This window comes from Spongiimicrobium sp. 3-5 (genome assembly GCF_046557915.1).
Lineage (GTDB): Bacteria > Bacteroidota > Bacteroidia > Flavobacteriales > Flavobacteriaceae > JBHEBG01.
In genome coordinates, this window is record NZ_JBHEBG010000004.1 from 220,162 (window position 1) to 233,574 (window position 13,413).

14 protein-coding genes are annotated in these 13,413 nt (G+C 39.3%); 11 read left to right on the forward strand and 3 right to left on the reverse strand.

The window, feature by feature from the left end; all coding sequences use genetic code 11:
• The first annotated feature begins 8 nt into the window (after window positions 1-8).
• On the forward strand, window positions 9-710 hold the full coding sequence (cmk, locus tag ACEQ81_RS15305) for a (d)CMP kinase (RefSeq protein ID WP_411032031.1): 702 nt from the start codon (window positions 9-11) through the stop codon (window positions 708-710).
• 89 nt (window positions 711-799) lie between these two features.
• On the opposite strand, the gene ACEQ81_RS15310 is transcribed toward cmk, so the two are convergent.
• On the reverse strand, window positions 800-1,180 hold the full coding sequence (locus tag ACEQ81_RS15310; protein ID WP_411031788.1) for a LysM peptidoglycan-binding domain-containing protein: 381 nt from the start codon (window positions 1,178-1,180) through the stop codon (window positions 800-802).
• Window positions 1,181-1,436: 256 nt separating this feature from the next.
• Between ACEQ81_RS15310 and rpsA the strand changes: the two genes are divergently transcribed.
• The 9 genes from rpsA (at window position 1,437) to ACEQ81_RS15355 (ending at window position 10,444) form a co-directional block, all read left to right on the forward strand.
• Window positions 1,437-3,275, forward strand: coding sequence for a 30S ribosomal protein S1 (rpsA, locus tag ACEQ81_RS15315; RefSeq protein ID WP_411031789.1), 1,839 nt, complete (start codon window positions 1,437-1,439; stop codon window positions 3,273-3,275).
• Window positions 3,276-3,469: 194 nt separating this feature from the next.
• Window positions 3,470-4,009, forward strand: coding sequence for a bifunctional pyr operon transcriptional regulator/uracil phosphoribosyltransferase PyrR (gene pyrR, locus ACEQ81_RS15320; RefSeq protein ID WP_411031790.1), 540 nt, complete (start codon window positions 3,470-3,472; stop codon window positions 4,007-4,009).
• 4 nt (window positions 4,010-4,013) lie between these two features.
• Window positions 4,014-4,940 (forward strand): aspartate carbamoyltransferase catalytic subunit, encoded by a 927-nt coding sequence (locus tag ACEQ81_RS15325; protein ID WP_411031791.1) that lies wholly within the window; start codon window positions 4,014-4,016, stop codon window positions 4,938-4,940.
• A gap of 6 nt (window positions 4,941-4,946) precedes the next feature.
• The gene (locus ACEQ81_RS15330) at window positions 4,947-5,279 is read left to right on the forward strand and encodes a ribonuclease Z (protein ID WP_411031792.1); all 333 of its coding nucleotides are present in this window, start codon (window positions 4,947-4,949) and stop codon (window positions 5,277-5,279) included.
• A 16-nt stretch (window positions 5,280-5,295) separates the two neighbouring features.
• Entirely contained in the window at window positions 5,296-6,201 is a 906-nt protein-coding gene (locus tag ACEQ81_RS15335; protein ID WP_411031793.1) for a ribonuclease Z, read from the forward strand.
• 123 nt (window positions 6,202-6,324) lie between these two features.
• Window positions 6,325-6,972, forward strand: coding sequence for a pyridoxamine 5'-phosphate oxidase (pdxH, locus tag ACEQ81_RS15340; protein WP_411031794.1), 648 nt, complete (start codon window positions 6,325-6,327; stop codon window positions 6,970-6,972).
• A gap of 10 nt (window positions 6,973-6,982) precedes the next feature.
• A complete protein-coding gene (locus ACEQ81_RS15345; protein ID WP_411031795.1) occupies window positions 6,983-7,468 on the forward strand; it encodes a SixA phosphatase family protein in 486 nt (161 codons plus the stop codon).
• Window positions 7,468-9,543, forward strand: a complete 2,076-nt coding sequence (gene ppk1 / locus ACEQ81_RS15350) for a polyphosphate kinase 1 (protein WP_411031796.1) — start codon at window positions 7,468-7,470, stop codon at window positions 9,541-9,543. Before ACEQ81_RS15345 ends, ppk1 begins: the two co-directional genes overlap by 1 nt.
• Window positions 9,536-10,444, forward strand: coding sequence for a Ppx/GppA phosphatase family protein (locus ACEQ81_RS15355; RefSeq protein WP_411031797.1), 909 nt, complete (start codon window positions 9,536-9,538; stop codon window positions 10,442-10,444). The genes ppk1 and ACEQ81_RS15355 overlap by 8 nt, the downstream gene beginning before the upstream one ends.
• 11 nt (window positions 10,445-10,455) lie before the next feature.
• Here the strand turns inward: ACEQ81_RS15355 and ACEQ81_RS15360 are convergent, their stop codons facing one another.
• Window positions 10,456-11,037: a tRNA-(ms[2]io[6]A)-hydroxylase gene (locus ACEQ81_RS15360; protein WP_411031798.1), complete on the reverse strand. Its 582-nt coding sequence runs from the start codon at window positions 11,035-11,037 to the stop codon at window positions 10,456-10,458.
• A 72-nt stretch (window positions 11,038-11,109) separates the two neighbouring features.
• Here ACEQ81_RS15360 and ACEQ81_RS15365 point away from each other — a divergent pair, with 72 nt between their 5' ends.
• Window positions 11,110-11,469, forward strand: a complete 360-nt coding sequence (locus ACEQ81_RS15365) for a transmembrane 220 family protein (protein ID WP_411031799.1) — start codon at window positions 11,110-11,112, stop codon at window positions 11,467-11,469.
• Here the strand turns inward: ACEQ81_RS15365 and ACEQ81_RS15370 are convergent.
• A complete protein-coding gene (locus tag ACEQ81_RS15370; protein WP_411032032.1) occupies window positions 11,458-13,278 on the reverse strand; it encodes a DNA polymerase III subunit gamma/tau in 1,821 nt (606 codons plus the stop codon). The two genes, ACEQ81_RS15365 and ACEQ81_RS15370, sit on opposite strands and share 12 nt — an antisense overlap.
• Between the last annotated feature and the right edge of the window lie 135 nt (window positions 13,279-13,413).

Below are 13,413 nucleotides of genomic sequence, written 5' to 3' on the forward strand. Positions count from 1 at the left end.
AAACGATGATGCAAGAAATCACAATTGCCATAGATGGATATTCCTCCACGGGGAAGAGCACAATTGCCAAGCAACTGGCAAAAGCCTTGGGATATATTTACGTAGATACCGGGGCCATGTACAGGGCAGTGACCCTTTTTGCAATGCGAAACAATTTTATAGGCCCCAAGGTGGAAAATGATGAAGATTTGGTGCAATCATTGGCCAAGGTACAATTGGAATTTGTGTATAACGACGAGCTTGGTTATGCTGAAATGCACCTTAACGGAAAAAATGTAGAAAAAGAAATACGCACGCTAGAGGTATCAAAATATGTGAGCAAAGTTGCCGCCATTGAAGCCGTTAGGCAAAAACTGGTAGCTATGCAACAGACTATAGGCAAAGGAGCCGGCATTGTGATGGACGGAAGGGATATTGGTACCGTAGTGTTTCCCAAGGCGGAATTGAAGATTTTTATGACAGCTTCCCCAGAGGCACGTGCAACTAGGCGTTATAAAGAACTTTTGGAAAAGGGAGAAAAAGTCACCTACAAAGAGGTACTTAAAAATGTTCAAGATAGGGATTACATAGATTCTCATAGAGAATTTTCCCCGTTGATGAAGGCCGAAGATGCTATAGAGTTCGATAATAGCGATATGGGCCTAAAAGAACAATTCGAAAGAATTTATGGCTATGCGCTTCGAGTAATAGAAAAGCCAAAGAAGAACTAATTTTACTAACTGTCTCATTGTGCGCAGTGAGGAAATTTAGCGTACTTAACACTAAAAAACACTCCGCACAATGAGTACAGTAGATAAACCTATGGATTAGGGATTACCAAAACCTGATCCGGATGAATAACATCGGGATTGCTCAGTATATTGGTGTTGGCACTAAAAATCTGCTTGTATTTCATCATATCGCCATAGTAATGCTTGGCTATTTTGCTCAGTGATTCGCCACTTTTAACAACATGTCTATGATATACAGAGTCATCGGCAACGGATATGTTGGCTTTTATGTCCGAAGCATTTTCCCCGCCAAGTTCTTTAATCTTATCCCACAAAAGGTCTTTTTCATAAGGGGTGTTGGCCACACCTTTTATCTTTAGAACGCCACCTTCTTCTGTTATGCTGCCATCCTTTATTCCCAATTGCTCGCCAAGACTTAAAACACCTTGATACTTTGCTTTAACACTCATAAATGTATTTTTTAATGGTTAATATTTATTGGGTGGAATATACAAATTATCCGAGAATTTAGGCCCGCAATCCCCAAAATTGTACCAGCATACCCAACCTTCTCATACATACCGTTTGTAAAACCATTTTTTAATTGTATTTTTGCACTCCTTTTTAACAAAAATCAAGAGGAAAAGGGATGAAAAACTAAATAACAACTTTCGCAGTAATTGTTTAACTCTTGTAGCACTGCGGAATACAAATTTAAATCAGCAAATGGCTGAAGAAAAAACAACAGCTCCGGTAGAAGAAACTGCTGAAGCAACAAAGGAAACAAAAGTAGAAGCTCCCGTACAGGATCCCAAAGCATTTTTAGAAGAATTTGATTGGGAAAAATATGAGCAAGGTATTGAGCGTGTAGACGATTCCAAATTAAAGGAGTTCGAAACATTGGTAGCCGAAAATTTTGTAGACACTGCGGATGAAGAAGTGGTACAAGGTACCGTGGTATATCTTACCGATCGCGAAGCTATCATAGATATCAACGCTAAATCTGAAGGTGTAATTTCGCTAAACGAATTTAGATACAATCCCGATTTAAAAATTGGCGATAAAGTAGAAGTCTTAATAGATATTAGAGAAGATAAAAGCGGACAGCTTGTACTTTCTCACAGAAAGGCCAGAACCATTATGGCCTGGGATAGGGTAAATGCAGCCCATGATAAGGAAGAAGTAGTTACTGGATTTGTAAAATGTAGGACCAAAGGTGGTATGATCGTAGATGTATTTGGCATTGAAGCGTTCTTACCTGGTTCACAAATCGATGTAAAACCTATTCGCGATTACGATCAGTATGTTGGGAAGACCATGGAATTTAAGGTTGTTAAGATCAACCACGAATTCAAAAACGTGGTAGTATCACATAAAGCCTTGATAGAGGCCGATATAGAAGAACAGAAGAAAGAGATCATTGGTCAATTAGAAAAAGGACAAGTACTCGAAGGTATTGTGAAAAACATTACTTCTTATGGTGTGTTCATAGACCTTGGAGGAGTAGACGGACTGGTGCATATTACCGATCTTTCTTGGAGTAGGATCAATCACCCCAACGAAGTAGTAGAATTAGATCAAAAACTTAACGTGGTAATTCTGGACTTTGATGATAACAAATCTAGAATCCAATTAGGTTTAAAACAATTGTCCAAACATCCTTGGGATGCTTTGAGCGATGAAATAAAAATTGGCGATCAGGTTAAAGGTAAAGTGGTGGTCATTGCAGACTACGGCGCGTTCATAGAAGTTGCCGAAGGTGTGGAAGGTTTAATCCACGTTTCTGAAATGTCCTGGTCTACCCATTTACGTTCCGCACAAGACTTTGTTAAAGTTGGTGACGAAGTAGATGCCGTTGTACTTACTTTGGATAGGGAAGATCGTAAAATGTCTCTGGGCATTAAGCAATTGACTCCAGATCCTTGGACAGATATCACTACAAAATACCCGGTTGGTTCCAGACATAAAGGAATTGTTAGAAACTTTACCAATTTCGGTGTTTTTGTAGAACTTGAGGAAGGTATTGATGGATTGATCTACATATCAGATCTTTCATGGACCAAGAAGGTGAAGCACCCGTCAGAATTTGTTACCGTAGGCGATACTTTGGAAGTAGAAGTATTGGAATTGGATGTTGAAGGTCGTAAACTAAGTTTAGGGCACAAACAAACAACCGATAATCCATGGGATAAATACGAAAAGGAATTTGCCTTGGGTACAGTACATAAATCTGCCATTACCGAAATCGTGGACAAAGGAGCTACAATAGACTTTAACGAGGATATTACAGCTTTTGTACCACAGCGTCATCTAGAGAAAGAAGACGGCAAAAAACTAGGTAAAGGAGAAGAAGCGGAATTTAAGATCATTGAGTTCAACAAAGAATTCAAAAGAGTGGTTGCAAGTCATACCGCTATCTTTAGAGAAGAGGAACAACGCAATGTAAGGACTGCCGCCAAGAAAAAGGCCGCAGGCTCCGATGAGGCCAAACCTACATTAGGTGATGCCAATGAGCAACTGCAAGCGTTGAAGGATAAAATGGAAGCTGGCTCCAAGAAAAAGTAAGCCTCCGTAAAACTTCCCTTCATAATAAGAAGGAATCAAAAGCCCCGACATGTGCATGTCGGGGCTTTTTTATGGAGACAGCTTACCACCAAATGTTTCTGGCGAACAACCAATAATCACTAATTTGCGCAGTTGAGAGAATATTGGCTAGAAATCCCTATTTTTGTACTTCAAAAGTGTTGGTCACCTAACCTATGAGTCAAAAAGTACTTCTTTCCTCTAAAGAAATTCACATTATACTGCATCGATTGGCCTGTCAACTTTTGGAAAACCATCTAGATTTCAAAGAAACAGTTTTAATAGGTATTCAACCACGCGGTATTTTTTTGGCTGAAAGGCTTACCAAGATTCTTAAGGAAGACTATGGGGTAACCAACATAGAACTCGGATTTTTGGATATTACCTTTTATAGGGACGATTTTAGACGAGGTGAAAAAACCTTGGAAGCAAACACTACAAAAATCGATTTTTTGGTAGATGATAAAAAAGTGGTCTTTATAGATGATGTGCTATACACAGGAAGGAGCATTAGGGCCGCACTTACGGCCATACAATCTTTTGGCAGACCCAAAGAAATAGAATTATTGACCCTTATAGATAGGCGCTTTAGTCGTCATTTACCAATAATGCCCAATTATAGAGGGCGACAGGTAGATGCTATAAATGAAGAAAAAGTAAAGGTGATGTGGGAAGAAAACGAAGGAAAGGACGTAATTTATTTAGTAAACAATTAGTGCAATGGGTGAATTGAGCGTAAACCACTTGTTGGGAATAAAATATCTGAAAGAGAAAGATATTCAGCTCATTTTTGAAACGGCAGACCATTTTAAGGAGGTAATTAACCGATCAATTAAAAAGGTACCCTCCTTAAGGGACATTACCATCGCCAATATTTTCTTTGAAAACAGCACACGCACCAAATTATCCTTTGAACTCGCTGAAAAACGATTATCCGCCGATGTTATCAATTTTTCGGCAGCCCAATCCTCGGTAAAGAAAGGAGAAACCCTAATAGATACGGTAAACAACATCTTATCTATGAAGGTAGATATGGTGGTAATGCGACATCCAAATCCGGGTGCAGGTATTTTTTTGTCCAAACATGTAAACTCATCAATTATCAATGCAGGTGATGGTGCCCATGAACATCCTACCCAAGCCCTCCTCGATTCATTTTCGATTCGGGAAAAACTGGGGGACGTAAGCAATAAAAATGTGGTAATCGTTGGTGATATCTTGCACTCTAGAGTGGCCCTCTCCAATATTTTTGCTCTTAAATTGCAGGGAGCCAACGTAAAGGTATGTGGCCCAAGAACATTAATCCCTAAACATATAGAATCTTTGGGGATAGAAGTAGAGACCAACTTACGAAAAGCCTTGAACTGGTGCGATGTGGCCAATATGCTAAGAATACAAAACGAGCGTATGGATATCAGCTATTTCCCTACCACCAGGGAATATAGCCAACAATACGGGGTAAATAAAAAATTACTCGATAGCTTGGACAAGGAAATAGTGATAATGCACCCCGGCCCTATAAACCGCGGTGTAGAAATTACAAGCGATGTCGCAGACTCCAAACAATCTATTATACTAAATCAGGTAGAGAACGGAGTGGCAATTCGTATGGCGGTAATATATCTATTGGCTTCAAAAATAAAATGATACGTTATGATTTTGGATAAAAACGGCAATACAACTATTGTTTTTCAAGAAAATATATCGTTAAAAAAATTCTTGGAAAATTTAGAAAAAACTTACCCAAAACTAAAGAACGACCATATAATAGTGAATCTCTTTTCATTCACCAAGCTATCGGCAGGTGATATTCTCGAATTTTTACACATATCCAATACACATAGAAGTGCAAAAAAGTCTTTTGTATTGGTTACCAATAAGGTGTCATATGAAGAGGTCCCCGATGAAATTTCGGTGGTGCCCACGGTACAGGAAGCAAAGGATATTATAATGATGGAAGAAATAGAAAGGGATTTGGACCTGTGAAAATCAACAATCGTCTGTGAAGTTACAAATATTAGGTTGCTATGCGGCCACACCGAGAACACTTACGAATCCTACAGCCCAGGTATTGGAAATTAAAAACCACCTTTTTCTGATAGACTGTGGAGAAGGCACACAGGTACAACTTAGAAAGCTCAAGGTAAAATTTTCACGAATAGACCACATTTTTATTTCCCATCTGCATGGCGATCATTTTTTTGGACTTCCAGGCCTTATTTCCACCTTTAGATTACTTGGCCGAAAAAAAGAATTGAACGTCTATGGCCCAAAGGGAATTAAAGAAGCTCTTACCTTACTTTTAAAACTTGGAGATTCTTGGACGGACTATCCCTTACTTTTTCATGAACTAACCTCTAAAAATCCGGAGAAGATTTTTGAAGACAACAAGGTAACCGTTGAAACGATACCCCTAGATCATAGGGTTTACACCAACGGCTTTCTCTTCCGTGAGAAGTTGGGAGCGCGTAAACTTAATGTAGATGCGGTAAAATCCTTGGGGATAGACAGGGCCTATTTTCAGAACATCAAAAACGGAAAAGATGTTACTTTGGATCATGGTACCGTAGTGCCCAATGCTGAACTTACCTTCGATCCCAATTCACCAAAAAGTTATGCCTATTGTAGTGATACAGGTTATAAACCCGATATTATACCGCAAATTAAAGAAGTTGATGCCTTGTATCATGAGTCTACCTTCTTGGAAAGCGAAGCACATTTGTCTACTAAAACCAAGCATTCTACAGCTAAGGAAGCTGCCCGCATTGCTGCGGATGCGTCGGTAGGGCAACTTATTCTAGGGCATTATTCCACAAGATACAAGTCCATAGAACTTTTTAAGGAAGAGGCTCAAGAAATCTTTGCCCAGGTAGCTTTGGCGGATGACGGAAAGGTGTTCGAACTTTAACACCACTTTCTCACAGTATCTATTTCCCAAGAAGTAATAATTATGATATAAAAAGGGCCGCTACCTTTCTTTTTGATATCTTTTTGCGGAACTTTGAATATCTTGTCAATATAATAGGCTAAAATGCAAAAGGACCTAAGCAATTATAGGAAATCTTACCAGAAAAGTGAGCTAATGGAAACCACTGTTTCGGACAACCCTATGGAGCTTTTTCAGAAGTGGTTTTATGAAGTAGAGAATTCTGGAGGAGCAGACGAGCCCAATGCCATGACACTAGCTACTATTGGATTGGATGGTTTCCCCAAGAGCAGGGTAGTGCTACTTAAAAAATATACTTTCGAGGGCTTTATTTTCTATACCAATTATAAAAGTGAAAAAGGCAGGGCAATAGCAAAGGACCCGAACGTTTGTCTTTCTTTCTTTTGGGCTAATTTAGAGCGCCAAATAATTATTAAAGGAAAAGCGGAAAAGATCGCGGAAAATTTATCCGATGGATACTTTGAATCCAGACCACAAGGTAGCAAGCTTGGAGCTATTGTGTCTGACCAAAGCAGTGTAATTAGTTCCAGAGAGGTTTTGGAAGAAAAACTTGCAGCCCTGGAAGACCACTATCAGAACAAAGAAATTCCTAGACCTGCAGATTGGGGAGGTTATTTGGTTAAACCCACGTCCATAGAATTTTGGCAAGGTAGACCAAATAGGTTACACGATAGGATTAGATATACTTTACAACCAGATTATAACTGGGCAATTGAACGATTAGCCCCCTAAATTATACAGTTTGAAACAGCTTATATTGGTTCGCCATGGAAAATCGTCTTGGGATTATCAAGTGAATGATAGGGATAGGCCCTTAAAAGAACGCGGAATAAACGATGGACATTTGGTAGCTTCTACCTTTGGTGCCCAGAAGGTTGAACTGGACGCGGTTTTTTCTAGTCCTGCTAATAGGGCACTTCATACATGTATGATATTCTTAAGAAAACTCAATTTTCCGCTAACCAAATTTAGGGTAACCAATGAACTGTACGATTTTTCTGGGGAAGATGTTCTTAACTTTGTGGGCAGTCTTCCAAATTCGCTAAATACTGTCATGATTTTTGGTCACAACTATGCCTTCACCAATATTGCCAATTCTTTGGGAAATAAGTATATTGACAATGTTCCCACGAGCGGTTTAGTGCAGTTATATTTTGATGTAACTGATTGGAAAAAACTGGCCAAGGGTACCACAAAACAAATGCTGTTCCCAAAAACCCTAAGATAATGACCAAGATCAAAAACCAGTACATCAACCGCGAAATCAGTTGGTTGCGTTTTAACGAGCGCGTGTTACAGGAAAGCGAGGATATGAACGTTCCCTTAATTGAACGCCTTCGGTTTTTGGGCATATTTTCTAACAATTTAGACGAATTTTTTAAGGTGCGTTATGCTACGGTAAAGCGTATTGTAGAAGCGGGTAAGACAGGAAAAAGTGTGCTTGGTGGAGAAAAGGCTAAGGATTTACTCGAGGAAATTACGGAAGTGGTAATAAATCAACAGGCAAAAAGTCTGGAAATACTCAGGGACATAGAGGAAGAGCTAGAAAAGGAAGGTATTTTTTTGATCAATGAAAAAGAAATTACCGAAGCACAATCGGAATATGTTAAGAACTACTTTTTACAAAAAGTAAGCCCCGTCTTAATGACCATTATCCTTAACGACCTTACCGATTTCCCTACCCTAAAGGATACTGCCGCATACTTGGCCGTAAAAATTGTAATAAAAGAACAACAAGGAGAGGAGAATAGAGAAATTAGATATGCCCTTATAGAAATCCCAAAAGGAATAGATAGGTTTGTAGAATTACCAAAACAAGACGGCAAGAGCTATATCATTGTTTTGGATGACCTGATTAGATACTGCTTGGACTCTATTTTTAATATGTTCGACTACGATTTTATTTCGGCCCATATGATTAAAATTACCAGGGACGCGGAATTGGATATGGACAATGATCTTAGTAAAAGTTTTATCGAAAAAATATCATCAAGCGTAGAACATCGTAAAATTAGCGATCCGGTACGTTTTGTATACGATAAGAATATTGAAAAGGATACGCTTCAATTTCTGAAGGAGAAAATGGCCATTGAAGATACGGATAGTGTAATTCCCGGTGGACGCTATCATAATAGACGAGATTATATCAGTTTCCCTAGTTTGGGAAGACAGGACCTCTTGTATGATAAGATTACGGCATTACCTGTAAAGGGGTTTGCCTTGGAAGGCAGTCTTTTGGAAAGGATAGCAAAGAAAGATTACCTCCAATATACACCCTATCATACATTTTCCTATATCATTAAATTTCTTAGGGAAGCAGCTTTGGATCCTAAAGTAAGAAGCATTAAGATTACCGTATATAGGTTGGCGAATAACTCACAGGTGGCCGCTTCACTGATTAATGCCGTAAAGAATGGAAAACAGGTTACCGTGCAGATAGAACTCCAGGCCCGGTTTGATGAGCAGGCCAATATAGAATATGCAGAACAGCTGCAGGCCGAAGGGGTAAATCTTATTTTTGGGGTTCCCGGGCTAAAAGTACACAGCAAAATATGCCTTATAGAAAGGGAAGAAGAAAATGGCATAAAACGTTATGGTTTTGTTAGTACCGGAAATTTCAACGAGTCTACGGCAAAAATTTATACGGATTATACCCTTTTTACCGCCTATGAGCCAATTTTAAAGGAACTGAACAAGGTTTTTGATTTCTTTGTAACCACTTATAAAATAAAAAAGTACAAGCATCTCATCGTCTCTCCGCACTACACAAAAAGTACTTTTCTAAAGCTCATTGATAACGAAATAGCCAACGCCATAGTAGGCAAAGAGGCATTCATAAAAATTAAGATGAACAGTTTTACCTCATATAAAATGATAGACAAACTGTATGAGGCCAGTAGGGCAGGAGTAAAGATACAATTGATTATAAGGGGTGTGTGCTGTTTAATTCCGGGGGTACCAGGTATGAGCGATAATATTGAGGCAATTAGTGTTGTAGATAAATTTTTGGAACATACCCGATTGTTTGTTTTTTGCAACGATAATGAGCCAAAAATCTACATTTCCTCTGCGGACTGGATGACCAGAAACTTAGACTATAGGGTAGAGGTTGGTTGTCCTATCTATGATGAGGACATTAAACAAGAATTACTGGATACCTTTGATATCTGTTGGAACGACTCCATGAAAGCCAGAGTGTTCTCCGGTGAGCAAGATAACGCCTATAGGAAAGGTGGCATTGTAAAAACAAGATCACAGTTTGCTACCTACGATTACTATTTGAATAAACTGAACAATGAGTGAGGGGGTTTTAAGGATTCGCAAGTTTGCCGCCATCGATATTGGCTCCAATGCTATCCGACTTTTAATACAGAACGTAATAGAAGAACAAGAAAAAGAAACCAAGTTTAAAAAAAGTGCCCTTATCAGAATTCCTGTGCGTTTAGGTGAAGATGCCTTTACCCAGGGAAAAATATCAGAAACCAATACCTCTCGAATGCTTAAGACCATGAAAGCTTTTAAATTACTCATGGATGTTCATGGGGTAGAGCAATATATGGCCTGTGCTACATCGGCCATGCGAGAAGCCACTAACGGAAACCAGATTATTGAAAACATCCGCAAGAAGTCCGGTATAGAGATAACACTGATAGATGGCAAAAGAGAGGCGGCCATCATTGCGTCCACAGATTTAAAGTTACTCATTCAGAAAGATCAATCTTATTTGTATATCGACGTGGGCGGTGGCAGTACGGAGTTTACCATATTTTCCGATAGCAAAATAAAGAAATCCAAATCCTTTAAGATTGGTACGGTACGTTTGCTAAAAGACATGGTAGACAAGAGTATATGGAACCAAATTGAAGTCTGGATAAAGGAAAATACCAAAGACCTGCCCAAAATATCCATTATAGGTTCTGGCGGAAATATTAATAAATTGCACAAGCTTTCGGGAAGAAAGGAAGGTGAGGCATTGTCTTACATTTGGTTAAATGCACAGTACCGGTTTTTGGAAAGTATGAGTTATGAGGACAGGCTTTCAGAACTTGGCCTTAACCCAGATCGGGCAGATGTTATTATTCCGGCTACCAGAATTTATCTTTTTGCCGCCAAATGGAGTGGTGCAAAAAAAATACATGTTCCCAAAATTGGTCTTTCCGATGGGATTATAAAAACCCTTTATTACAAGGAAAGCCCTAAGTAAACTTTTAAGGATTAACCGTGGACGGTTTCTTTCTTTCCCAACTCTTTCATAATAGCGGCTTCGTAATCTAAAAGAGCTTGCCATTTCTTGTCTACCTCTTCCCGATCTCCATATTGTCTGGCAAAAGCAAGGAACATGGTATAATGGCCTGCTTCGCTAATCATTAGCTTATGATAAAAATCTGCCAGTTCCTTGTCTTCCAATTGCTCCGATAACAACCTAAAACGTTCACAGCTTCGCGCTTCTATAAGCGCAGCATATAGTAGGCGATGCACCAATTGGGTAGTACGACTGCCACCTTTAGGGAAAAATTTGAGCAATGCAATGGCATAGTCATCTTTTCTATGGCGCCCTAAAGACTTTCCACGCGCAAGGATGCGGTCGTGTACCATTTTAAAATGCCCCATTTCTTCGCGGGATAACGCAATCATCTCCTTGGTAAGATCGGTGAATTCCGGAAAGCTCACAATAAGCGAAATAGCCGTACTGGCAGCTTTTTGTTCGCAATAGGCATGATCAGTTAGGATTTCGTCTATGTTTTTTTCAACAATGTTCACCCACCTTGGATCGGTCGGTAGTTTTAAACCTAGCATTATTTAGTATTTGTACACAAAAATAGAGCGATTAAAGGTTTCATCAAAATATCATCTTTATCTTTGTAAGACATGAAGATTTTCTTTAAGATTTTTGCTTTTGCTTTTGGCCTGCTGTTCGTATTTTCGGCAGTGTTGCAATACAACGACCCCGATCCTTTTATTTGGATACTTATTTACGGTACGGCCGCGATTGTCTCTTTTTGGTTTGTGTGGAAAAGCATCTCCTTTAGGGTACCTCTGCTACTAGGAATTTTTGGACTAATGGGTTTTTTCTATATGTTTCCGAAAAATTTTCAGGGCTTTGCAATTGGTGATGGGGATATTGCTACGGTAGAGGAAGGTAGAGAAGCCTTTGGGCTTTTAATCATTGCCCTGGTAATGTTTGCTTTTGTACTAAGATTGCGCTTTGTTAAAAAGTCAAAGATCTAAATCAAACTCTTTTCTTAGCAGGTCTATTGCCGGGTTCTTTTCTCGAAGTTTTTGGTACTTTTCTTCTGGAGTAAAAGCAAATTTTTTGGCAGTTTCTTCATTTACCTTTATTTGCAGGCTAATAGCGTAATTATTCAGTTTTTCTTTTAAGTAGGTCATTAACCCATATTGTTCCCTTTCAATTTCTTTTTTCATGGTGCCGTTGGGAAGTTCTATATGCAATGTATGGTCTTTTCCTAATTTGGGAACATCGGCGTTTAGATTAGAGGCCAATATTTTTTGCCCTTTGGCATCTATTTTTTTTATGTAATTGTCCCAATGATGTATCATTTCCTCTTCTGTGAAAGCCGTTTTGGGCAATTCGCTCTCATCTATTTGGGTATCTTTTTTATTTAGTTCATGGTTTTTTTTCGCCTTTAGGCTAGATAAGGACAGTGCCGATACCCTTTTGGAATGAATGTCTAGTTTAATTTTTTTTGTAGCCGGCTTCGGTTTGGTGAGGGTGTCTACCTTAGAAGCCACTATAGTACCGGTTGTAGCCGTAGTATCTTGTAAGGGAGAAGTTTCGGCCATGCCGTCCTCAATGGGCGTTGTATCGGCCACCATTTCTTGGGAGGGCTCTTTTTCGGTGGGTTGTGACGTTAAAACAGGTGTGGTTGGGGTACTATTTGGAGTTTTATAGCGAGATGCAGGTACCAAGGACTCGGTTGCCGTGAGGTCTACATTTCCGGAATCAGGATTTTTTTTTTCGTCCTCAAAATTAATCGAGGAAAGTTTCATTAAGGATAGTTCAACCAAAAGACGTTGATTTCTACTGGTTTTATACTTAAGGTCGCAATCGTTCGCTATTTCTAGGGCCTTTAGTAAGAAACTTTGAGCAGTTTTCGTGGATTGCTCCAGATACCTCTTTTTTGCTTCCTCACCCACTTCCAAGAGGCCAATGGTCTCTTGGTGTCTGCACACCATAAGATCCCTAAAATGCGATGCCAGTCCGGAAATGAAGTGATGTCCGTCAAAACCCTTCGCCAAGGTTTGGTTTAAAAGGATCAATAATGAAGGTATATTGTGGTCCAATATCAATTCCGTAGCTCTAAAATAAGTGTCGTAATCTAGTACATTTAAGTTTTCGGTAACGGCCTTTCTGGTCAATTTTTTTCCGGAGAAGCTCACCACTCTATCAAAGATGGATAAGGCGTCGCGCATAGCGCCATCCGCTTTTTGAGCAATAATGTGCAAGGCATCATCCTCGGCCTCAATTTCCTGACTTTCAGCAATATATTTTAGATAATTTGCGGCGTCTTTTACCGTAATCCTTTTAAAATCAAAGATTTGACAACGAGAAAGAATGGTAGGAATAATTTTATGTTTCTCTGTGGTCGCCAAAATAAAGATGGCATGCTTGGGCGGCTCTTCCAACGTTTTCAAAAAAGCGTTAAAAGCAGATTGAGAAAGCATATGAACTTCATCAATGATGTACACTTTGTATTTCCCTACTTGGGGAGGAATACGTACCTGATCGATGAGGTTTCGGATATCGTCCACGGAATTGTTGGAAGCGGCATCTAGCTCAAAAATATTGAAGGCAAAATCCTCATCGGCAATTTCTGTACCATCTTGGTTTATGTTTTTGGCCAAAATCCGGGCACATGTGGTCTTTCCTACACCCCTTGGGCCACAGAACAACAGAGCTTGCGCCAAATGATTATTGTCTATTGCATTGGTCAGGGTATTGGTAATGGCCTGCTGCCCTACAACATCCTTAAAGGTTTGTGGTCTATATTTTCTTGCAGATACAATGAAAGGTTCCAACAGAATCAACTTTATTTTGGCATTCAAAATGGAATGCCAATGGCTTACCTACAAATATAAAAATAGCAGGCTATTCTGTGGTTTGTTTTGGTTAGTTTAAGCGTTTTTTTATCAACAATTGTTCCCTATTGCCGT